Annotated in this window: 17 protein-coding genes and 2 pseudogenes; 18 read left to right on the top strand and 1 reads right to left on the bottom strand. The window is 37.9% G+C overall.

Features of this window, described 5'->3' with window-relative positions; genetic code table 11:
* The first annotated feature begins 21 nt into the window (after positions 1-21).
* The 16 genes and pseudogenes from TEPIRE1_RS11360 to TEPIRE1_RS14285 all read left to right on the top strand — a co-directional run bounded on the left by TEPIRE1_RS11360 (position 22) and on the right by TEPIRE1_RS14285 (position 19805).
* Complete coding sequence (locus tag TEPIRE1_RS11360; protein WP_013779317.1) at positions 22-1152, top strand: 2-methylaconitate cis-trans isomerase PrpF family protein; 1131 nt, start codon at positions 22-24, stop codon at positions 1150-1152.
* Between the two features lie 63 nt (positions 1153-1215).
* A complete protein-coding gene (locus TEPIRE1_RS11355) occupies positions 1216-2385 on the top strand; it encodes an isocitrate/isopropylmalate family dehydrogenase (protein WP_013779316.1) in 1170 nt (389 codons plus the stop codon).
* 42 nt (positions 2386-2427) lie between these two features.
* Positions 2428-4728, top strand: coding sequence for a hydratase (locus tag TEPIRE1_RS11350; protein ID WP_013779315.1), 2301 nt, complete (start codon positions 2428-2430; stop codon positions 4726-4728).
* Positions 4729-4776: 48 nt separating this feature from the next.
* Positions 4777-6726, top strand: coding sequence for an aconitate hydratase (locus TEPIRE1_RS11345; protein ID WP_013779314.1), 1950 nt, complete (start codon positions 4777-4779; stop codon positions 6724-6726).
* Positions 6727-7011: 285 nt separating this feature from the next.
* A complete protein-coding gene (gene citD, locus TEPIRE1_RS11340; protein WP_013779313.1) occupies positions 7012-7305 on the top strand; it encodes a citrate lyase acyl carrier protein in 294 nt (97 codons plus the stop codon).
* A gap of 1 nt (position 7306) precedes the next feature.
* Positions 7307-8218: a citrate (pro-3S)-lyase subunit beta gene (citE, locus tag TEPIRE1_RS11335; RefSeq protein WP_015295832.1), complete on the top strand. Its 912-nt coding sequence runs from the start codon at positions 7307-7309 to the stop codon at positions 8216-8218.
* The gene (gene citF / locus TEPIRE1_RS11330) at positions 8218-9756 is read left to right on the top strand and encodes a citrate lyase subunit alpha (protein WP_013779311.1); all 1539 of its coding nucleotides are present in this window, start codon (positions 8218-8220) and stop codon (positions 9754-9756) included. The genes citE and citF overlap by 1 nt, the downstream gene beginning before the upstream one ends.
* A 12-nt stretch (positions 9757-9768) precedes the next feature.
* The gene (locus TEPIRE1_RS11325; protein ID WP_013779310.1) at positions 9769-11040 is read left to right on the top strand and encodes a lactate racemase domain-containing protein; all 1272 of its coding nucleotides are present in this window, start codon (positions 9769-9771) and stop codon (positions 11038-11040) included.
* A 25-nt stretch (positions 11041-11065) separates the two neighbouring features.
* Positions 11066-12094, top strand: a complete 1029-nt coding sequence (locus TEPIRE1_RS11320; RefSeq protein WP_013779309.1) for a TAXI family TRAP transporter solute-binding subunit — start codon at positions 11066-11068, stop codon at positions 12092-12094.
* Between the two features lie 196 nt (positions 12095-12290).
* A complete protein-coding gene (locus TEPIRE1_RS11310) occupies positions 12291-14174 on the top strand; it encodes a TRAP transporter permease (RefSeq protein WP_013779308.1) in 1884 nt (627 codons plus the stop codon).
* Positions 14175-15059: a DUF6282 family protein gene (locus TEPIRE1_RS11305; protein ID WP_013779307.1), complete on the top strand. Its 885-nt coding sequence runs from the start codon at positions 14175-14177 to the stop codon at positions 15057-15059. It abuts the gene before it with no gap.
* Positions 15060-15361: 302 nt separating this feature from the next.
* Positions 15362-15583, top strand: a complete 222-nt coding sequence (locus tag TEPIRE1_RS11300; RefSeq protein ID WP_041591448.1) for a hypothetical protein — start codon at positions 15362-15364, stop codon at positions 15581-15583.
* Positions 15584-15621: 38 nt separating this feature from the next.
* A pseudogene (locus TEPIRE1_RS11295) lies at positions 15622-16921 on the top strand (SLC13 family permease).
* Positions 16922-17161: 240 nt separating this feature from the next.
* A complete protein-coding gene (gene citG, locus TEPIRE1_RS11290; RefSeq protein WP_013779305.1) occupies positions 17162-18022 on the top strand; it encodes a triphosphoribosyl-dephospho-CoA synthase CitG in 861 nt (286 codons plus the stop codon).
* A 47-nt stretch (positions 18023-18069) separates the two neighbouring features.
* A pseudogene (locus TEPIRE1_RS14520) lies at positions 18070-18620 on the top strand (citrate lyase holo-[acyl-carrier protein] synthase).
* Positions 18621-18743: 123 nt separating this feature from the next.
* Positions 18744-19805, top strand: coding sequence for a PrpR N-terminal domain-containing protein (locus tag TEPIRE1_RS14285; protein WP_015295824.1), 1062 nt, complete (start codon positions 18744-18746; stop codon positions 19803-19805).
* A gap of 222 nt (positions 19806-20027) precedes the next feature.
* Here the strand turns inward: TEPIRE1_RS14285 and TEPIRE1_RS11270 are convergent, their stop codons facing one another.
* Positions 20028-21956 (bottom strand): BglG family transcription antiterminator, encoded by a 1929-nt coding sequence (locus TEPIRE1_RS11270; RefSeq protein WP_013779302.1) that lies wholly within the window; start codon positions 21954-21956, stop codon positions 20028-20030.
* A gap of 212 nt (positions 21957-22168) precedes the next feature.
* Between TEPIRE1_RS11270 and TEPIRE1_RS11265 the strand changes: the two genes are divergently transcribed.
* Both TEPIRE1_RS11265 and TEPIRE1_RS11260 read left to right on the top strand, forming a co-directional pair.
* A complete protein-coding gene (locus TEPIRE1_RS11265; protein WP_013779301.1) occupies positions 22169-22480 on the top strand; it encodes a PTS lactose/cellobiose transporter subunit IIA in 312 nt (103 codons plus the stop codon).
* Positions 22473-22787, top strand: coding sequence for a PTS sugar transporter subunit IIB (locus tag TEPIRE1_RS11260; RefSeq protein WP_013779300.1), 315 nt, complete (start codon positions 22473-22475; stop codon positions 22785-22787). Before TEPIRE1_RS11265 ends, TEPIRE1_RS11260 begins: the two co-directional genes overlap by 8 nt.
* The last annotated feature ends 7 nt before the right edge of the window (positions 22788-22794 follow it).

Genomic DNA, 22794 nt, shown 5'->3' with positions numbered 1-22794 from the left:
CGAGCAAAAGGAGGGAAATGTGTGAAAATACCGTGTGTATATATGAGAGGCGGCACAAGTAAGGGCGTTATATTTTGCGAAAAGGATTTGCCTAGAGACAAAAGACAATGGGATAATATTTTTTTAAAGGTTATGGGCGGTCCTGATCCAAAGCAAATTGATGGTCTTGGTGGAACAGTTTCGTCCAACAATAAGATAGTAATAGTTTCTCCCAGCCATCGAACTGATGTTGACGTTGAATATCTTGTGGCACAGGTAGTAGTAGGCGAACCTGTAGTAGATTATTCTGCTAATTGCGGCAATATGACCTCAGCAGTTGGACCTTATGCAATATCTCAGGGTTTGGTTCATGCTCGTGATCCTATAACGAAGGTGAGAATGTTAAACCTCAATACTAATAAGATAATTGAGGAATATGTTCCTACTAGAAATGGCATTGTGGAAGAAGACGGTAATTGTGCCATCGCTGGTGTTGATGGCACAGGAGCTGAACTTAAAGTCAATTTCCTTGACCCTGCAGGAGCAAAAACTAATACGTTATTTCCAACAGGAAAAGCAGCGGACAAGATTATGGTTGAAGGTTTGGGAGTTATATCTGTATCCATAATAGATATATCCAATGTTTTTGTTTTTGTCAATAATTATGATGTTGGCATAAATGGTGATGAACTGCCTGCTGAACTAAATAATGATAAAAAACTTTTAGACATTTTTGAACGCATAAGAGGAACCGCCGCACAAGAAATAGGCCTTGTGGACAAGTGGCAGGATGCGGCGACTAAAACGGCTGGTTCTCCCAAACTGATAGTTCTATCACCACCTATGGACTATATAGACATAGCAGGTAGAGCCGTAAAAAAAGATGATATGGATATTTGCGTAAGAGTAGTTTCTGTTGGTGCAGTACATAAGGCTTGTCCCTTAACAGGCGCAACAGCCATTGGAGGTGCCGCATTTATAAAAGATTCCATCATGCAGCAATATCTTGATGGCAGGAAATTAACTGACACTGTTAGAATCGGTCATCCGAGCGGGGTGATGAAGGTATATGTGGATTATGAAATTACTGATGGGCAAATTCGTTTTAATGGCATAGCTTGCCAGAGAACTGCTAGAAAAATTATGGATGGATATGTTTATATTAAGGATTAGAAGGTTTTGAGCGATTTATATATGCACATGTGTTATCTAATTATAGAAAGGTAGATAAATAATATGAATTATATAAATGAAGCCTTAAAAAAATTTGAGTCCCTGATTGATTCCGAACTTAAAAGAATTGAAAAGATGAAAAGCCAGGATGATTTTATAGATTACAAAAAACTTGACAAGGTGATTATCGGAATTTTACCGGGTGACGGTGTTGGACCTATTATTATGAAACAAGCGCTTAGGGTGTTAAATCATTTGTTACAAAAAGAAATTGCTGAAAAAAAGATAGAAATTCGGATTATTGACGGGTTGACTATTGAAAACCGCTCAGCAAAAATGCAGACAGTTCCGGATGATGTGCTTGAAGCAATTAAAAAATGTAATGTTATTCTTAAGGGTCCAACCGTTACCCCAAAAGCTACTGACCCCTGGCCGAACCTTCCCAGTGCTAATGCGACCTTAAGACGCGAATTAGACTTATTTGCCAATTTAAGGCCTGTAAAAATACCGGAAAAGAATATAGATTGGGCTTTTTTCAGAGAAAACATAGAAGGAGCATATATTCTTGGAAGTAAAGGTATCCAGGTTAATGAAGATCTTGCAATAGATTTTGTAGTAGAAACGAAACAAGGTTCCGATAGAATTGCCAGAGCTGCTTTTGAATATGCAAAAAATAACGGCAAGAAAAACATTACCGTAGTAACTAAAGCAAATATAGTGAAATTAACTGATGGCAACTTCATAAAAGCAGTCAGAAAGGTTGGTCAAGAATATCCGGATATTGATATCCAGGAAAGATACGTAGACGCAACAGCAGCGAAGTTGAACAATCCTGAATTTAATAAGGGTTTAGAGGTTTTTGTGCTGCCTAATTTATATGGTGACATTATTACAGATATTGCTGCCGAAATTCAAGGTGGCCTGGGTACAGCAGGCAGTGCAAATATCGGGAAAAGATACGCTGTGTTTGAAGCAATTCATGGTACGGCTCCTGATCTAATTAATAATGGAAGAGGAGATTATGCCAATCCTTGCAGCTTATTAAGAGCAGTTGCAATGTTATTATCGCATATAGGATATAATGATAAATCTTTCCAACTTGACAAAGCATTGGAAATTTGCACTATAACTGAGCGTAAAGTCGTGGTAACAACTAAAAAAACCGATGCCTCTGCTGCGGAGTTTACTGATTACTTGTTAGAAACATTGAAAAGAATAGGTACAGTTAACTAGCAAATTATTATGATTATTATAATGTGAAAGGACGAAATATTAATGATTAAATTATATGATACCGGCGTTTTTCTTTTAAATAAAAAAGAAATAATCTGCGATGATAAAAATGCCACTGCAATAATCAAAAATAAAACTGGCATGGCTGTATCAAAAGAGGAAGCACGAAAGGGAACCATAGCATATTCAATTGTAAATCATCATGATGTAGTCTCTGATGATACAGAGAATCTGAAGATTAAATTTGATGCTTTAACTGCCCATGATATTACATATGTTGGTATAATCCAGACAGCAAGAGCTAGCGGTATGCAAACATTTCCGGTTCCATTTGTTATGACCAACTGTCATAATAGTCTTTGTGCTGTTGGAGGCACTATAAACGAAGATGATCACATGTTTGCTCTTTCTGCGGCTAAAAAATACGGGGGCATTTATGTACCTCCCCATTTAGCGGTAATTCATGCTTATAATAGAGAAGTAATAAGTAAATGCGGTACAATGATTCTTGGTTCAGATAGCCATACAAGATATGGTGCACTTGGAACAATGGGTGTAGGTGAAGGCGGCGGTGAGCTGGTTAAGCAACTTCTAGGAAAGACATATGATATTGCAAGACCAAAGGTTATAGGCATCTACTTAACCGGTAAGCCACAAAAAGGCGTAGGGCCTATGGATGTCGCACTTACCATAGTAGGAAGTGTTTATAAAAACGGTTATGTAAAAAACAAGGTTATGGAGTTCATCGGTGATGGTATCCATAATCTAAGTGTAGAATACAGAAACGGTATCGATGTAATGACAACCGAAACTACCTGCTGGTCCTCTATATGGCAGACGGATGAAAAAGTAAAAGAATATTACAGCATTCATGGCAGAGCAGAAGACTATTCAAAACTTGAAGCACAAGATGTAGCATATTACGATGGCCTTGTCTATGTAGACCTTTCTAAAATCAAGCCAACAATTGCGATGCCGTTTCATCCCAGCAATATATACACCATCGAGGAGCTAAAGGCAAACCCCATCGAAATAATGAATCATGTGCAGAAAGAAGGCAGCAAGCAATTTGATAATCCCGATATAAAATTAGATCTTGTGAGCAAAATAAAAGACGGACAAGTTTATGCAGATCAGGGTATTGTAGCAGGCTGCGCAGGCGGTATTTATGATAACATTGTTGACATTGCAGATATAATAGATGGAAAGTCAATCGGCAATAGTACATTTAAAATGAGCGTTTACCCCGCAAGCCAACCAGCTTATGTAGAAATGGTTAAAAACGGGACCATAGAAAAATTAATGAATGCCGGTGTAATTGTCAGGTCCGCATTCTGCGGTCCCTGCTTTGGTGCTGGAGATACGCCTGCCAACCAGGAACTTTCTATAAGACACACAACCAGGAACTTCCCTAATCGCGAAGGTTCTAAACCTACAGAAGGTCAGCTTTCATACGTTGCACTTATGGATGCACGCTCAATTGCAGCTACTGCTATAAATAAAGGCAAGCTGACGGCTGCAACAGAAATAGATGCAAACTATACCAAACCCAAGTACTTTTTTAATAAAAGTATATATGATAAACGTGTATTTAATGGTTTTGGCAAGGCAGAACCTGATACGGAGCTAAAATTCGGTCCCAACATCAAAGACTGGCCGACAATTCCCAGTCTAACGAATGACTTACTTTTAAAGGTTGTAAGTTATATTACAGATCCTGTCACAACAACTGATGAGCTTATTCCATCGGGAGAAACTTCATCTTACCGTTCAAATCCGATGAGACTAGCAGAGTTTACCTTATCCAGGAAAGATCCGGCATATGTGAATAAGGCTAAAGAAGTGCAAAGATATGAAATCGAAAGAGAAAGTGGAAAGGATCCAAGCACCATTTCAGAAGAAATCAAGAAAGCTTATGACAAAATTAGGACAATAAAGGGATTCGAAAATATTGACCCCAAGAATATAGGAATTGGCAGCACAATTTTCGCTAACAAACCAGGTGATGGCTCAGCAAGGGAGCAGGCGGCTTCCTGCCAGCGAGTTCTTGGCGGATGGGCCAACATAGCTCGAGAGTATGCAACTAAACGATATCGTTCAAATCTTATCAACTGGGGTATGATTCCGTTTATCATTAAAGAAGAGCCTCCATTTAAGAAGGATGACTATATATTCATTCCCGATTTAAGAAACGCTATATTCGAGGGCAAAGCAGAAATTAAAGCATATGTAGTCAGTGATGAAATTACTGAGTTTACTGTTTCTGTAGATGATCTAACAGAGGATGAAAAACACATTATTGCAGCAGGTTGCTTAATTAATTACTATAAAATGAAACAATAAATAATGATGATAAGTAGTTATTAAGATAAGTGAGGTGAGTACGAAGATATGAATAAAAGCATGACAAGAAAAATAATAGAGGATCATTATATTTCTGGTAATATGGTTGCGGGTGAAGAAGTTGCCATTAGAATTGACCATACTCTAACGCATGATGTTACAGGTACACAGGCATATTTGGCTTTTGAAACCTTAGGCATTCCCAGGGTAAAAACAGAGAAATCTGTAAGCTATATTGACCATAACCTCCTTTATACTGATAACAAAAATATGGATGATCATTTGTATTTGCAGTCGATTGCAAAAAAGTATGGTCTTTATCTTTCAAGAGCCGGCAACGGTATTTGCCATATTGTTCATCTTGAACGTTTCGGAATACCTGGCAAAACACTGCTGGGATCAGATAGTCATACTCCTACAGGAGGAGCTATTGGCATGCTTTCTATTGGTGCGGGCGGAATGGATGTAGCAATGGCTATGGCAGGGGAACCGCTATATATAAAGATGCCGTATATTATAAATGTAAACTTAAAAGGTAAACTAAGAGGCGGAGTATCTGCGAAAGACATTATTTTAGAGATGCTTAGAAGGATCGGCGTAAAAGGCGGTCTAGGCAAGGTTTTTGAATATACTGGTCAAGGCCTTGATTGTCTAAGCGTTTATGACCGGGCAACTATTGCTAACATGGGTGCGGAAATGGGTGCAACCACGTCAATATTTCCCAGCGATGAAACAGTTCATAAATTCTTTACTCATCAGAAAAGAGAAGCAGATTGGGTTGAATTATATCCTGATAAAGACGCTTACTATGATGGTGTTATAGAAATTGATTTGAATACATTAGAACCTATGGTTGCAAAGCCTCACATGCCTGATAATGTGGTAAAAGTATCTGAGCTTAAAGATGTTAAAGTGAATCAGGTATTTATTGGAAGTTGCACAAATGCCTCTTATACTGATTTTGTAAAAGCCGCAAAGATAATGGAAAACAAGGTTGTACATGATGATGTCAGTTTAAGCATTGCTCCGGGAAGTCGCCAAATATTTAGCATGCTTTTGAGAGACGGCATTATCTCTAAGCTCGTTGCTTCCGGTGCCAGGGTGTTGGAATGCGGTTGTGGCCCATGTGTTGGTATTGGGCAAGCACCGAATACTGGGGGAATTTCTTTGAGAACCTCCAATAGAAATTTTAGAGGTCGAGGTGGCACTCTAGATGCTTACCTCTATCTTGCTAGCCCGGAAGTGGCTGCTGCTACGGCATTAACAGGTTATATTACAGATCCGAGAGATGTTATTGACTCTAAGCTCTTGGAAAATATTGAAGAACCACGAGAATATATTATTAACGATAATATGGTTATTAATCCAATAGAAACTAACGAAAACATTGAAATAATAAGGGGGCCGAACATTAAGCCAATGCCAGTCAATGATCCGATGGAGGAAATAATTGAAGCTAGGGTTGTTGCAAAGTTTGGCGATAACATTACCACTGATGACATTATTCCTGCCAGTGCTCAATTTTCAGCTTTACGTTCCAATATTCCTGCGATAAGCGAGATAACCTTTGGCCGTATTGATCCGGGCTTTTATTCAAGGGCAAAGGAGTATAAAAAGAGCATTATCATAGGCGGGGAAAATTACGGACAAGGTTCGAGTAGAGAACATGCTGCAATTGCACCAATGTACTTGGGCGTAAAGGCAGTTATAGCTAAATCGATGGCAAGAATACATAAAAATAATCTGGTTAACCATGGCGTAATACCTCTATTATTTGCTGACAGTGCTGCTTACGACAGTATTGAACAAGGTGATTGTCTCTATATTGAAGATGCAATCAGTCAGATTAGGACCAAAAAAGTTAAAATCCTAAATAAAACAAAAAACACGTTTTTTGAAACAATTGTAGATCTAACTGACAGAGAAGTTGAGCTGATTATAGCAGGTGGTAGACTAAGATTCATTCAGAATAAAAGCAAGATAAATAAACATTATTAAGATTTAAAATACAACTAATATAACTTCATTCCTCATCCACGTTTTTCCCCCTAATTGTATTGGTTGGAAATTTTAAAATTTCCAACCAATACAAAGGTTCTAATTAACCGACTACATACAAAACGTTAAACTTTGCATTTAAGAGAATAAGTAACAATCTAAGTAAAACAGCCTATAAATATTAATGATTAATTTTATTTATTAAAGTTAGAAAAATTTTTCTTAATCAGCATTTTTCATACTTCAAAATGCAAACAAAATTACTGAAAGGTTGTGCATGTTTGAATGCAAATAAAAAACACTGCTTCTGCTGGAACATTGGAGTCCGGTGACATTATGATAATTTTAGAAGAGGGTGATAATGGAATCGAGATTGATCTTAACAGCACTGTTGAAAAACAGTATGGTGAACATATAAGTGAAGTCATAAAACATACCCTTATGGATTTAGGCGTAAGAAATGCAAAGGTAGTTGCAAAGGACAGAGGTGCACTGGATTGCACAATAAAAGCCAGGGTCATGGCGGCATACTATAGAGCAATTGAATCTACAGACTACAAGTGGGGTGATGGTGAATAACATGGCATATCAAAAAGAAAGACTTAGAAGAACTATGATGTTTGTTCCCGGTAACAATCCTGGCATGATGAAAGATGCGCACTTATATGGTGCAGATTCTTTGATGTTTGACCTGGAAGATTCAGTAAAATTATCAGAAAAAGATGCAGCCAGATTTCTTGTTTATAATGCTCTAACAACTCTAAATTATGGTGATGTAGAGAAAGTGGTTCGTATAAATCCTTTGAATACTGAATTTGGTAAGGCTGATATTGATGCCATGGTTAAAGCCGGTGTCGATGTAATCAGACTGCCGAAATCAGAAACTGCAGAGGATGTTATAGAAGTAGATAAGTATATTACTGAATGTGAGATAAAATATGGTATGGAAGTCGGTAGTACAGGCATGATGGCTGCTATTGAGAGTGCATTGGGGGTCATTAACGCATATTCAATTGCTACAGCAAGTAATCGCCTCATAGGAATTGCACTTGGTGCAGAAGATTATGTTACTGACCTCAAAACTTCAAGAACCCCTTCTGGGATAGAGCTTTTTGCCGCAAGAACACAAATTGTGATAGCTTCTAGAGCAGCGGGTATTGCAGCACTGGATACGGTGTTTTCCGATGTAAATGATGAGGATGGTTTCCGCAAGGAGGTACAGCTAATTAAGGATTTAGGATTTGATGGAAAATCGGTGCTTAATCCCAGACAAATTGGGCCTGTTATTGAAATATTTACACCGACACAAAAGGAAATAGACCATGCCGAAAGAGTTATTGAGGCATTAAAAGAAGCAGAATCCAAAGGTCTTGGTGTAATCAGCCTTGATGGTAAGATGATTGATAAGCCAGTAGTAATCAGAGCACAACGCACTCTTGAGCTGGCAGAAGCTGCCGGTATTTACAATAGACAAAAAAGGGGGGAGAACTGATGCGAAACATATTAGGGATTGAGTTTCCGCAATACATCGAAGGAATAGGCGAATTAAAAGCATTCGACGGCAAGCGTCATAGTGGGACTCCTTTTGAAGCAAAACTAAAATCTCCAAATGGACGTAATAATAAAATTGTAGAATCCTTAGAAAAGGCAATTGAACTTTCTGGCCTTAGAGATGGCATGACAATATCTTTCCATCATCATTTCCGCAATGGCGATTACATAGTCAATATGGTACTTGAAACTTTAGCGAAAATGGGCTTTAAAGATATGGTAGTAGCAGCCAGTTCGTTAACCCACTGTCACGCACCAATGATTGAACATATTAAAAGCGGTGTTGTAAAACGTATAGAAACCAGTGGACTTCGTGGAGAACTCGCAAATGCCGTATCAGCAGGCCTAATGGATATCCCTGTTATATTTCGTTCGCATGGTGGCAGGGCTTATGCCATTGCTTCCGGGGAGTTAAAAATTGATGTAGCATTTCTGGGGGCGCCTTCCTGTGACTGTGCAGGTAATGTCAACGGATTCAACAGAGATGGTGACAATTCCTATGACTGTGGCTCCCTTGGATATGCCATGCCCGATGCTGAGTATGCCGATAAGACAATAATTCTTACAAATAATATCGTACCATATCCTAATACTCCCTGTGCCATACCGGAAATTAATGTAGACTATATTGTTAAAGTAGATGAAATAGGCGACCCAAAAGGGATAGTAAGTGGTGCAACCAGATATACAACAAATCCTAGAGAACTAAAAATAGCTAAGATGGCATCAGATATAATGGAGCATTCAGGTTACTTTAAAAACGGCTTCTCTTTCCAAACAGGAACCGGTGGCGCTTCTCTTGCAGTGACACGCTTTTTACACGATAAAATGCTTAAAAAAGGTATTAAAGCAAGTTTTGCACTAGGAGGGATTACCGGTGCTATAGCCAAACTTCACGAAGAAGGTCTTATTAAAAAGTTATTAGATGTTCAGGACTTTGATCTTGAAGCTGTAAGGAGCGCTAGAGAGAATCCTTTTCACTGTGTTGTAAGTGGTCATCATTATGCAGGCTCAGGCATAGAAGGCTCGGCAGTAGATCAATTGGATATGGTAGTCCTTAGCGCACTAGAGATTGATACGAATTTTAACGTAAATGTTTTAACAGGCTCAGACGGAGTTATAAGAGGTGCAATAGGCGGCCATCCGGATACAGCGTCAGGGGCAAAAATGACCATAGTAGTAGCACCCCTTATTCGAGGAAGAATTCCTACAGTTCTTGATAAAGTTAATACTATTGTAACTCCGGGCAGTACAGTTGATGTATTTGTTACAGAATATGGTGCTGCAGTAAACCCATTACGTAAGGATCTGATTCAAAAGCTGACGTCAGTAGGAATAAAACTACATACTATTGAAGAACTGAAAGAGATTTCGGAGCAAATTGTAGGCAAACCAAAGCCTGTTGAATATGGTGAAAAGATTGTAGGGCTGGTTTATTATCGAGACAACAGCGTAATTGATGTAATTAAGAAAGTTTGAAAGGAGATTACCGTGGCTAAGATTAGCGTTCCTTATGGCGAAACTGCTCAAGAGGCTTTTATCAGTGATGATATCGAGTTGCAGGTAATTGATGTAGATGTGCCCAAAGTGAATATAAGTGAAGAGCGACTGATAAAAGAAGCTATGGACAATCCCATTGGTTCTGATAGGGTTGAGAACCTTGTCACAAAGAATGATCAAGTAGTTATTGTAGTTAATGACCATACAAGGCCTGGACCAACTAGAACAATTGTAAAGGAGGTGATAAACAGACTAAAGTCGGCGGGGGTCATGGATGATCATATTAAATTCATTGTAGCGACTGGCAGCCATAGAAAAACTACTGAAGAAGAAATTTCACAAATTATCGGTTCGGAGTATAAGTCAAGATTTGAAGTAGTTGTTCACGACTGCATGGACAAAGAGAATATCGTTTATATAGGTAATACGACTTCAGATGTTCCAATTTATGTAAATAAACTGGTTGCTCAGTGCACATTCTGCATTACTACTGGATTAATATCACCACATCATACTGCTGGATACAGTGGAGGGAGAAAAAGCATAGTTCCGGGTGTGGCCGGAATAGATACCTTAAAAATACATCATTCTTTGCCCATAAGACCTTTTGAACCTTCTATGGGGTTCATTTATGGAAACCCTTTTCACGAGGTTGCTTTAGAGGCTGCGAAGAAACTAAATGTAAAGTTTATGGTAAACGCCGTTCAAGACCCCCATAAGCAAAATATAGCATTTGTTGCCGGTGAAATTGAACAAGCCCATGCAAAGGGTGTGGAAATATGTAAAAAAGTTAGCAGAGTCGAAATAAGTGGTCTGGCAGATATCGTAATTGCCAGCCCTGGAGGTTATCCAAGAGATTGTAATCTGTATCAAGCACAAAAGGCATTATCTGTTGCAGAACCACTTGGAAAGCCGAATTGCACCTATATACTTGTTGCTAATGCAGAGGAAGGTATTGGAGAAGGCGTGTTTCGCAAGTGGTTGGTAGAAGCAAAAACCCCACAGGAGGTAATTGAAAGATTCAAAAGAGAAGGCTATAGTGTCGGAAGCAACAAAGCTTTTATGTATGCAAGAGCCATGACAAAAGGGAGAGTCATTATCGTTACAGAAAACATTAAGGAAAAAGACCTGAACGAAATGATGTTGGAATGGGCTCCTAATTTGCAGACAGCAATTGATAAAACTTGTTGTGAAAAAGCTCCTGAGAAAATCATCGTATTACCGCGTGCGGTAAATATTATACCGCATGTGTTAATAAAATAATTATTAATTATGAGGAGATGTTAAGTTGAAAAAGAAAATTGCATTGTTATTATTAATAGTGCTGGTATTTACTTTGTTGGCAGGCTGCTCAAAAAAAGATTCATCCGGCAATGATAGCGGTGAAAAAACAGTTCAAACTGTTAAAAAACAGTATTTAACATTTGCAGCGCCACCTGCAAGCTCTGCACTTTATCCTTATTGGGTATCAGTTGGAAAAGCAATCTCAACAACATACCCTGAATTTCAAATTACTGTATCTGAGTCACAAGGTGCAGTGGATATTGCAAAGCGTATCCGTAGCGGTGAAGTTATTGTAGGAAATTGCGTATCTAGTACTGACTACGAGAATTATCATGGTGTAGGAGTTTTTGATGGGGATCCGAATGAAGACCTTAGGATACTATGGTACTACGAAACTACACCTGAGCAATTTGTAGTTTCGAAAACCTCGGGTGTAAATACAGTCTATGATCTGAACGGAAAAAAATTTAATCCAGGTGGGACAGGGACTTCGGCAGCGTCTATTACCTTTTCAATTTTAGAATTTTTAGGTGTATCACCCGACTATTTTGAGGCTGGCCAGGCGGATGCTGCTGATGCATATGCGAATAGACAGATCATAGGAACAGTAAAACTCGGCCCTATTAACGATAGTTACGTTATGCAGTTAATTGCATCCCAGCCAGCTAATCTGATAAATTTTTCTGATGAGGATATTGAAAAGATAATTAAAGAGTTTCCTTATTTGATTCCAGTAACTATTCCAGCAGGAACTTATCAAGGTGTTGATTATGATGTGAAGACAATTGCCACTATCCAAGGCGCGCAAACTACTACTAAACTCACTCAAGAGGATGGCTATAAGATGATTAAAGCAATGTGGGAAGAGGGTAAGGAAATTTGGCAGAGTGCGTATACGATTGGAGCTCAAAATAACATTCTTGAGTTATCATTAAGATCTTCTGTTCCACTTCATGCAGGAACTGTGCAATATCTGAAAGAACAAGGCTATGATGTACCTGCATCATTAATCCCGCCAGAATACAAAGAATAAGTCGAATGACACTTAAATATGGATGTGAAGGATTTCCTTCTTTAAATTTGTTGATTATGTTTACAATTACCTATAAACTGTTTCCCGAAAAGGGAATCCTTCTTTTTCCTAAATTCTTTTTTAATTTTTTTATGGATATTCGACTTAGTAAAATGAGAAAGTTTTTAAGTTCTAAATCAAGAAAGGATGTTACGATATGAGAAAGTTAACTGGCTTTTGGAAATCGGTAGTTACTGCTTTATCAATCTCATTAGTGATATTTCAGCTTTATACATCAGGTTTTGGTGCTTTTCCGGATATCGTTCAGCGAAGCGTCCACCTCTTTTTTGTACTTACACTATGTTTTATTCTAAAACCAATGCATAAGGGTAAGGATTTAGATAAAGTTCCTATCATTGATATTGTTCTTTCCATATTGGCGGCTGCATCAACGTTATATATGTTTTTAAACTATCAAAAGATATTATGGGATCCTCTTCAGTGGATAAGCACATTGGACAAGTTTTTTGCGGTTGTATTGGTAATTTTGGTGTTAGAAGCCAGCAGAAGAACTGTAGGTTTAACATTTCCTATAATGGCAGTAATACTTTTGGTATATGCATATTTCGGGGAATATTTCCCAGGCATGTGGGGTCATCAACAATTTTCTTTTAACTATATTTTTCAGAACTTCTATCACAGTACTAACGGTATATGGGGAACCATGGTAGGCCTCTCGGCAACGATGCTAGCTATGTTTGGCATTTTTGGATCTGTATTATCAGCAACAGGTGGTTCGGAGACATTTGTGAAGTTAGGACAGATTTGTACTGGTAAAGCTGTAGGCGGACCTGGCAAGGTTGCACTTATCGCAAGCGGCCTTTTTGGAATGATTTCTGGAAGTGCCATGGCAAACGTAGTAGCTACAGGGACTTTTACAATTCCACTAATGAAAAAATCTAGATATTCTAACGAGTGGGCAGCAGCGATTTCTGCGGTAGGATCTACAGGTGGTCAGATTATGCCTCCGATGATGGGAGCTGGAGCTTTTATTATGGCACAGTTAATTAGTGTGCCATACTTAAAAATTGCAGTATCAGCAATTATTCCTGCATTGCTGTATTATCTTGGAGCTTTTGTAGCGATACATTTTATTTCTCTAAAGCTACAAATTCGAGGAGAAGCGATGAAAGAAAAAATTTTATTTACAGAATATGCAATTATATTTGTCCCTATTGCTATATTTGTATTTTTTTTGATAAAGGCTTATACAGTCACAGTAGCAGCTTTTTACGCAACTATTGGTGCTATAATCACCTGTGCTGCTTGCTACTTTCTAAAAACAAAAAGCATTTCAAGAGCAGCAAAAGATACTGGGGCGCTTTGCTTTGATGTGTCACTGAAAGGTGCTGCGAGTATTTTGGATATGGCTTCTCTTTTGGCTGGTTCGCAGATTACTATTTCATTGATTTCTATGACGGGCGTTGGAGTTAAATTATCAGATCTAATTGTTAGTATTGGTCAAAATAATATGTTTTTATGTCTATTTCTTTCAATGTGTGTCTGTATTATTTTAGGTATGGGACTTCCAACTACAGCGGCTTATGTACTAGCGGCAGCTATTCTGGCACCTGCTTTGATTTCTCTTGAATTATCACCATTAATTGCACATCTTTTTGTTTTTTACTTTTCAACTCTTGCAACTATTACTCCACCTGTTTGTGCTGCTGTATTTCTCAGCTCTGGAATTGCAGAGGCCAACTGGTTGAAAACAGGATGGTTATCTTGTCTTATTGCTATACCAGCTTTTGTAGTTCCATATACTTTTTCTTACAATCCAGCTCTGCTGTTGATGGGTAACCCATATAATATCATAGTAGGAACCATAACTGCAGTTATTGGAGTAGTTTTTACTGGTATTGCGATAGCTGGTTACACAAATAAAGATATGAGTATAATTGCTAGATCTACTATGTTTTTAGGAGGTATTTTATTGTTAATTCCAAATCTTATGTGGAGCATTATAGGACTGGTTATTTGCTGTATTTCTTTTTTTATTAGTAGTAATGCAGGCAAAAAAAAAGAGGAAGGAGTGGCTTAAGTGGCTAGAACGAGAATTAGTATTAAAGGGGCTTGTGATTTACACATTCATACCTCTCCTGATATTTTTGACCGTCTTGCAAATGATGTTGAAACTGCAACGATATGTCGGGATGCAGGAATGCGTGCAATAGTTTTTAAGTGTCATGCAGATACAACTATGGTAAGAGCTTATCACACTCAAAATCAGGTAGAGGGAATTAAAGTTTTCGGTGGTGTGGTATTGAATCATCAGTCAGGTGGGATTAATCCTGCTGCAGTCGATGTAGCCTTAAAGCTAGGTGCTGTACAGGTATGGATGCCATCCTACCATTCGCTTGCTCATTATAATGAAACCGGAAAATTGGGTGCTTATGGTCATCAAGGTGATGGGGTAACAAATTATCCAATAAAGGGAATTACTGTTTTAGATGAAAACGGAAAACTGATTCCTCAGGTATATACCATATTAGAGATGGTTAAGAAGTATAATGCAATAATTGGTACAAGTCATTTATCTGCTAAGGAAGCACTAATGGTCATTGCTGCTGCAAGAGAAATCGGATGTCAGAAGGTTGTCTTGACCCATCCTTTCTTTGCACCGCCTTCTTGCACAGTTGAGCAGGTAAAAAAAGCCGTGGATATGGGAGCATATGTGGAATTTTGCGCTGGAAATGCACTTAGTCCAATACCAAAACCGATTCCAATATCTCTTTATAAGGAAACAATAGATATCGTGGGAAGCAAAAATCTGATAATTTCTAGTGATACAGGGCAACCGAGAAAAACTCTTGCCCCAGAAACCATGAGGATGTTTGCCCAAACTTTAAATTATATGGGAGTGCCTGAGAAAGATCTGTCTGCAATGCTCTGTTACAACTATAATAATCTTTTAGACTTAGATTGATTATTTTAATGAATATCTTATAGATTATAATCCACATATATTTACATTTACAACATTAGTGCTGATTCTACTGTAAAAACCTTTTTTATAATTAGACACATTATTTGGATATTTGCTAGATAAAACCAACATTTTACAGTAGAATCAATGTTTTGCAAGTATTAGTAAAGAATCGGATAAAAAACCTCATGTCTAGTTCCAAAGGAGGCATGATAAGTTTCTCACATTGATAGATAAGTATCAGGCAAGCTATAGGTATAAACAAAATTGTCGTAACTCATCCGGAATTTTTGGCCGTAGGGATGTCTCGTGACGACCAATCGAGAATTGTAAAAGACTATGATGTTTTCTTAGAGAGATGCTATGCTCAGCCCATGGGTGCCAGTGTTGATAAAAGCAACCTTAAGGACAATCTGCAGATAATTAACGAAGTCGGTTACAAAAATGTAATGGTGGACACAGAGGAGCAGATTGATTTTTTGATACGGAAGATTCCATTCATGTTACTTGGTTTGAATAAGTAGTTTTGTAAAATATTATGATATAAAGAAAGGAGATTATTATGATTAGTTTAATTGTGGTATTAGCAATTGTCATTTCAATTGCCTTAGGTTATAAGACTAAGATTAACACTGGATTTTTTGCCATTTCCTTTGCTTACATCATCGGATGCTTTTTTTTAGACCTAAAGACCGGAGAAATTATAAACATGTGGCCCATAAAAATCTTCTTTGTCATTTTTGCTTGTTTCGCTTTTTTATAATTTTGCGCTTGTGAATGGAACATTGGAAAAGCTTTCTCAGGCTCTACTTTATCGCTGCCGCAAAGCACCAAAATTACTTCCTTTTGCTATTTTCCTGGCGGCAACACTGATTGCCAGCTTAGGCGCGGGTTACTTTACAGTAATGGCATCACTAGCTCCTATTACACTTCTGCTTTGTGAAAAAACAGGTATGAATAAAATTGTGGGTGCAGTTTCTGTAAACTATGGTGCGCTGGCAGGTGCTAATTTTATGACCAGTGCTAGTGGTATTATCTTTAGAGGCTTGATTGAAGACGCAGGTTTGGCTGATTCTGCTTTTGCTTGTTCAACCAATATTTTTGTTGCTACGATGATCATTCCCATTCTTGTAATATCTGGTTTAGTGTTATTCTCTAAAAGTTGGAATGAATTTGGAGAAAATCTTGAAATCAAAGAACCGGAGCCCTTAAATCATAAACAGAGAAGTAATCTTTATCTCATTGTGTCAATGGTGGCAATTGCTCTTGCTGCTCCAGTTTTGCATTCAATTTTTCCTGATAATAAGGTCATTGCATTTATTAATTCTAAAATTGATATTGGTCTTATTGCGATTGTTCTTTCTGTTGTTGCACTTCTACTTAAGCTTGCTGACGAGAAAGAGGTTATTGCTAAGGTTCCGTGGAATACCCTGATTATGATTTGTGGTGTTGGTATGTTAATTTCTGTGGCAATCAAAGCAGGAACCATTGATATTCTTTCAGGCTGGGTGGAAGCCAACATGCCTTCATTCTTAATACCCATTGTAATGTGTATTGTTGCTGGAATTATGTCTTTTTTCAGCAGTACATTGGGAGTTGTATGCCCTGCTCTTTTTCCTATTATCCCATCCCTTGCAGCTGCAACAGGAATTAAAGCTAAGGTTTTATTTACATGTGTTGTTATTGGATCACAGGCAACATCTATTTCCCCCTTTTCTTCTGGTGGGAGTCTGATATTGGGTTCTTGCGCTACAGAGGAAGATCGTGCTGAAATGTTTCCCAAGTTAATGTTTCGAGCAGTGCCTATGTGCCTCGCGGCTTCTACAGTAATGAGTATTATTATTTCTACTATCTTAGGTTAAAGACTTTAACTAACAAATGATAATAGCTAGCGGTAAGATAAATTATTTGTTTTGCAATCGGTTTTACAAAATACTATTGGAATACTTTTTCTATATTAATTAAGTGCTATGCTTATTAATACAGGTATGAGAAATAATTAATTGCTTTTGTAGTTCAATAAAATATGTAGAAAAGATATTGGAATTTACTTAGCTACTTAACGATTTTTTCCGATTCGAATCGAAAAAAGGAGGGCTTTCATGATAATAACAACAGATATTTATGAACAGATTGGAAGTTGCTGCACAACTGCCCTCCTTTCCGAAGTTTATACATCGCCAAAACCGGGTTTGGTCGACCGTATAAATAGCGGTGCTCATACCGATATGAACTTTTTTACTTTTGTAGAAAGCATAGCAGCTATTTCACCCTATTTCAGAAATTTTGCAGAAATAGGGTATAGTTTTGATGAAATAAATGAAAAAAGTCTTGACAAGATACGGCCTTTAGGTATCAAATGTGAAAAAGCAATGTTTAATGCCACTAAAGGTATAAACACTCATAAGGGAGCGATATTTTCTCTGGGAATACTTGCCGCTGCTGCCGGATACTGCTACAAAAAAGGATTAGGTTTTTCAGCAAATACAGTATGTTATGTTTCGGCAAAAATCGCCAAGTCAGCAGAAAAAGATTTTTTATTAACAAATGACACTGCGTCCATGACCAATGGGCTCAAGCTTTATGCTGCCCACGGTATACGCGGAATTCGAGGAGAAGCGGCTTCTGGCTTTTTCTCTGTAAGAAAGTATGCCCTTCCGGTTATGCAAAAACTTGTTCTTAGCGGTGAATATAGCAAGAATGATATTTATTTACAGGCGTTGTTACATCTGATGATGCATGTTGTGGATACAAACGTTATTTCCAGATGTGGCATCGAAGCAATAGAATATGTGAAAAGCTCCGTAAGAAATGTACTCTCCATGGGTGGTGCTTTGTCACTCCATGGTAGAGAAGAGCTTTTTCGGATGGATGAGGATTTTACAAAGCACAATATCAGTCCGGGTGGGTGTGCGGATTTACTTTCTGTAGCTATCACGCTATATTTGCTAGAAAACATATAAGGATAACTATTATCACCTAAGTTTTTAATTCATATAAGGAGAAAAAAATGGATATAGAGCTGTTGAAAGTGCTTGAGGCAAGAGAGCAGCGGTGGAACACGCGGAAAAAGCTGGTGGAAAAGCGGAACGGTTGTATAATTACTATTACCCTATGTGTCCCTATTATTTTTCGAAAAGATGAGGAATTTTACATGCTTTTCCTGCAACTTTGCAAGAAATTTTTCAGGGCGTTAATTTCCGGTGGCTATCAGGTTTGTTTTGAGGGATGCATGCGTAGCATGATGGCCCTGCTTTCTTCATATCTGCTAAGACCGATGCTAAAAAGATTAAAAGAATTTGCGTGGAGTTTGAAGAGTCTACTATAGGTGGGCGCATATTGGATATTGATGTTATGGACAGCACCGGAGAGCCAATTAGTCGTAGAGATATAGAATTACCGCCAAGGAAATGTTTTATATGTGAAAACCCTGCCGCAACTTGTGTATCCAGAAAACTCCATTCAGAACAAGAAATTTATCTTTATGTGGAACAAATCAAAGAACTAATAGAAATGCAATTTTCGCAGCCGATAAGTACTCATAATAAATTATATATATAAATAATAAGAACTTTCTATTAACATTTACTAAACCTTTTACTGAAACATTTCACTTTTTAATATAAAATTTCATGGGAGGTGATTAAAATAGAGCCAATCCTTTTTGTAGCAGTGTCAAAGACAATGGCAAAAAGCGCTGCAGAGGCTGCTGCGGAACTGGACATAGAGTTACCGATAGTAGTGAGTAAAATGAGCGAATTTGAAAATTTGGTTTCAACTTATAATGATATAGATGTTTTTATCAGCAGGGGTGCTGCTGCTGAAACCTTAAATAAATTGTATGGCAAGACTGTAGTTGAGATCACATCAACAATTGAAGATTTTTTAACTCCCATCGAAAAAATATGCGATATGGGTATTAAAAAAATAGGTATTGTGACCCATGCAAGTGTTATTAGTGAGCGGGACTTTAATATATCGGATGTAAAAATTTACATGCGCCCATGGCATGAAAAGGTTAAACCAGAACAAATTATTGAGCAGCTTGCAGCGCTAGGAGTTCAGGGAATTGTAGGCAGCTTGAAACCAACTGAAATAGCTAAGAGCTACGGCCTTACTACAGAACTTTTGGATTCAGGCAAAGCTTCCATTAAGCGCGCTATTGAAGAAGCTGCAAAAATTGCAAGAGAAAGGGAAAAGGAACGATTGCTTGCAGCGGAAAATTTACAACAAACTCAACAGTATGCTAGTGAAATATATAAAGCAATAGAACATGCGGTTGCAGAAACCGAAGAATTAACGGCATCATCTCAAGAGCTTGCAGTAATAAGCAGTGAAGCCGCCGGTGCCGCACAGACAGCTTTTCAGGATGTTAGCAATACTGAGGAAATATTGGAGATAATCAGGCATGTTGCTCAGCAAACTAACCTACTGGGTCTAAATGCGGCTATTGAAGCTGCAAGAGCCGGCGAATATGGTCGAGGCTTTTCGGTGGTGGCCGGAGAAGTGCGCAAGCTAGCGAATGAAAGCAATAATTCTGTTCAAAGAATAAATATAATGCTTAAGAAATTTCAAAATTCGGTTGAATCTGTACTCAAAAACGTTAAAAATATAGACATAATTACACAAGAGCAAGCTAATGCAGCACAAGCAATAGCAAGAATGCTTGAAGAACTTCAGAAAATAGGCAAGAAACTTTCGGAAGCAGGGCAAAAAGCTGGACTTTCACAACAATTCCAGAAATAATTATCGCTAAAATAAACCACTATCATTTTGCAAATTATTAATAAAGTTATTTTGGGAAACATGGCTTATCAGGACAAGAGAAAGTTCTGTAGGCCATGTTTTTTATTGGAATTTAAAGATAATAGTGATGCAACAAGAATATCCCCCCCATAGGGGGATAAAAAGAGGAGATATAGAAATATGTGAATAGTGAAACTGTTTGGCCCGCAATGATGGTTTCTCCTATTTTGCAAAGGATACCAGTGCTGCAATAAAATCGTCATATGTTTTTACATCCAGTATGGTTTTCAGCTTTTTCTCTTCGGAAATCACCTCGGTAATGAAATCAAAAATATCTTTTAAAAACAGACTGTCTCGGATATTAATAGCAAGCATAAAAATTATATTAACCTTGTTGTTATTCCACATAATGGCATTTGGGTGAATAGATACAGCTATAGCGGAGTTTCGCGCGCACATTTCCAGCGGATGAGGCATGGCTATGTTCATATATGCGCTGGAACTGACCCGCTCCCGTTCAAATAACTTTTCTTTAAAAGAGCTGTCAACGATGCCCTGCTTTTCAAGTACATCGGCCATAACATTTATGGCGTCATTTTGGTCCTTAAAGCTTTCGTCTACAAAAAACAGTTCTTCCTTAAACATCACTTCCAGCTTCGACTTCACCTTTGCTTTTATCCTATCCTTCAGTACCTCTTCTATTTTTTTGGAAACAGATAATATGTCCTTATTGGTGAGGTAAGCAGATATTTGCACGTAGGGTTTGCCGGGATATACTTCAAATGGGATAGTTGTAATAATTAAGTCGTAATCGGAATAAGCCTCAAGTTCATGCTGCGTAGAAACTATCTCGGTTATCAGTAGGTTATCTTCAAAGATCGAACTAAGTCTATTCGCTATATCCACCGATTTATTTAAGTATTGAGGATTTACTAATATTGCTCTAACATCATGCTTTATTGCCTTCCTTTCTTCAATTAAAACCCCCAGGTGAAGTGCAATATATGATATCTCATCTTCGGTTAACACATAACCTTCCTCTTGTGTGATGATATTAGCGATAAATACAGAAACATCGTAGATAAATGGGTATGAGTTCTTAATGTCCAATACCTGCGGATTACGTAGAACGATATTATGTTTAAGCCGGATAAGCAGGTTCTTTATATGCAGTGCGAACCTCACTGTGAAATCCTGGCGTATTATTGTTATATTATAAGTTTCTTTGGTACGGGTCTGTATCAAGGAAACTAGCCGAATAATATCCTCTCCGACAAATTCGCTCAACTGATCCATGTTGATATCATTTATGGAGTTAGAAATTGCTCGAGTCATTATAAGTAGGGCAAAGTCATAAATCTCACCATCGACAAACTCCATGCCAAACTGCTTTTCTATATGTTCGGTAATATCCATTACTATCTCTTGAATATGTGCGTTGACTAAGCTTTTCCAGCTGTCGGTGCCAGTGACTTCCTTACCAGTTTTTCTTATTAGCTTCCTTTCCATGGTTATGGCTATTTGCAGTACCAAATTAAGCAATGAGAAGTCGTCCATAAAATAATGATGTTCACTTAGCTTATCCGACACTATTTGTTTTACGATAGTCAGATCGAAATGGGGTAAGTAACTTTGCATAAGATTTATGCTTAGGAACGAGTCTTTAGAATCCTCGTAAATAAGCTTACTTATCAGCTTTTTTTTGGTTGTTTCCTGTCCGTCAATAAAGACCAGATTGTCTTTTGTCTTTATAGTAAGCTCATAGTCGGCAAGCTCCTTTTTCAGTTTTTGCAGCTCATTTGTTAAGGTTACCGGAGAAATGAACAATTCATTTGCAAGGTTGTCAAAGTCATACCTGTCAGTTTCCAGCAATAGCTTCTGCAAAATGAACTTTTTTCGATCTATTACGGTTTGTGGGGAATAGAGTATTTTTTTTGCCGAGCTTATAACATTTGACAGCTGCTTTTTATCCCTTACAATATAACCGTTGCGGGAGGATTCGATCAGATTTGGAAATTCAGAGTTAATGTTGCTAATATAGCTTTTGATGGTTCTGACCGAAATATCCAGAAATGCAGACATAGAAAAAGACGTAACCCAGCTGTCCTGAGTACTTAGAAATTTTAGTATAGTAAGTTCCTTGCTCGTCATACCAATGCACCCTCTTCAATCGAAACATCTTATAGGTACAACCTCTATAATACAGTATATGCTATTACTGTAGGATAGTAAATATTTGAACTCGCACTTGACAAGTGCAATACCTGGTATACAAATTAAACAAAGCCTGTTCTATAATAAAAATAAATTATGCAACCTATCTACCGGTTGAAAAACTTTTGCAATAAGAACGGAGGCACGCAATGGATGCTATTCAGGAATGCATGGAGATGATTTCGTATGGAGGTGATGCGAAAAGTCTTGCATTATTAGCTATCAAGCAGTCGCGGGAAGGCAAGTCCGAGGAAGCGGCAGTTACTATGAAAAAAGCTGAGGAGTCATTGACCAAAAGCCATCAGGCGCACACTAACCTGCTAAGCTACGACGCCAAAAACCAGGATCTACAGGTTACCATTTTTATGGTACATGCTGCGGACCATCTGAATGCCGCGGAGACGATTTTTGTTCTTGCCAAGGAACTGATTTTGTTACACAAGGAGGTTAAACATGTATAAAATTGCATTGGTTTGCCAGCATGGCGCAAGTACCGGCTTGTGCGTGCGCAAAATGATAGAAGCTGCGGAAAAGCTTGGTATTGAAAGTAGTATCGCAGCGTATCCAGATTCCCAGATGGACAACCTTATTGAAGAAATGGATTGCATCCTGCTAGGACCACAGCTTATGTTCAAGAAAGAACAATTCAAGAACGAATACCCGAAATATGCGGGGAAAATCGCCGTTATAAATACCATAGACTTTGGTATGATGAACGGTGAAAAGATACTAAAGGACGCAATTGCCTTAATTGAATCATTAAAATAATAGAAAA

The organism is Tepidanaerobacter acetatoxydans Re1, from assembly GCF_000328765.2.
Lineage (GTDB): Bacteria > Bacillota > Thermosediminibacteria > Thermosediminibacterales > Tepidanaerobacteraceae > Tepidanaerobacter > Tepidanaerobacter acetatoxydans.
The sequence above is the reverse complement of the archived record's forward strand: the minus strand, read 5'-3'. Positions and strand labels throughout refer to the sequence as shown.

Bases quoted from the DNA above. Each gene is read 5' to 3' on its own strand.
- TEPIRE1_RS11355 (WP_013779316.1), top strand. From the start codon at position 1,216: ATGAATTATATAAATGAAGCCTTAAAAAAATTTGAGTCCCTGATTGAT.
- TEPIRE1_RS11350 (WP_013779315.1), top strand. From the start codon at position 2,428: ATGATTAAATTATATGATACCGGCGTTTTTCTTTTAAATAAAAAAGAA.
- TEPIRE1_RS11345 (WP_013779314.1), top strand. From the start codon at position 4,777: ATGAATAAAAGCATGACAAGAAAAATAATAGAGGATCATTATATTTCT.
- citD (WP_013779313.1), top strand. From the start codon at position 7,012: ATGCAAATAAAAAACACTGCTTCTGCTGGAACATTGGAGTCCGGTGAC.
- citE (WP_015295832.1), top strand. From the start codon at position 7,307: ATGGCATATCAAAAAGAAAGACTTAGAAGAACTATGATGTTTGTTCCC.
- citF (WP_013779311.1), top strand. From the start codon at position 8,218: ATGCGAAACATATTAGGGATTGAGTTTCCGCAATACATCGAAGGAATA.
- TEPIRE1_RS11310 (WP_013779308.1), top strand. From the start codon at position 12,291: ATGAGAAAGTTAACTGGCTTTTGGAAATCGGTAGTTACTGCTTTATCA.
- TEPIRE1_RS11300 (WP_041591448.1), top strand. From the start codon at position 15,362: ATGTCTCGTGACGACCAATCGAGAATTGTAAAAGACTATGATGTTTTC.
- citG (WP_013779305.1), top strand. From the start codon at position 17,162: ATGATAATAACAACAGATATTTATGAACAGATTGGAAGTTGCTGCACA.
- TEPIRE1_RS14285 (WP_015295824.1), top strand. From the start codon at position 18,744: ATGGCAAAAAGCGCTGCAGAGGCTGCTGCGGAACTGGACATAGAGTTA.
- TEPIRE1_RS11270 (WP_013779302.1), bottom strand. From the start codon at position 21,956: ATGACGAGCAAGGAACTTACTATACTAAAATTTCTAAGTACTCAGGAC.
- TEPIRE1_RS11265 (WP_013779301.1), top strand. From the start codon at position 22,169: ATGGATGCTATTCAGGAATGCATGGAGATGATTTCGTATGGAGGTGAT.
- TEPIRE1_RS11260 (WP_013779300.1), top strand. From the start codon at position 22,473: ATGTATAAAATTGCATTGGTTTGCCAGCATGGCGCAAGTACCGGCTTG.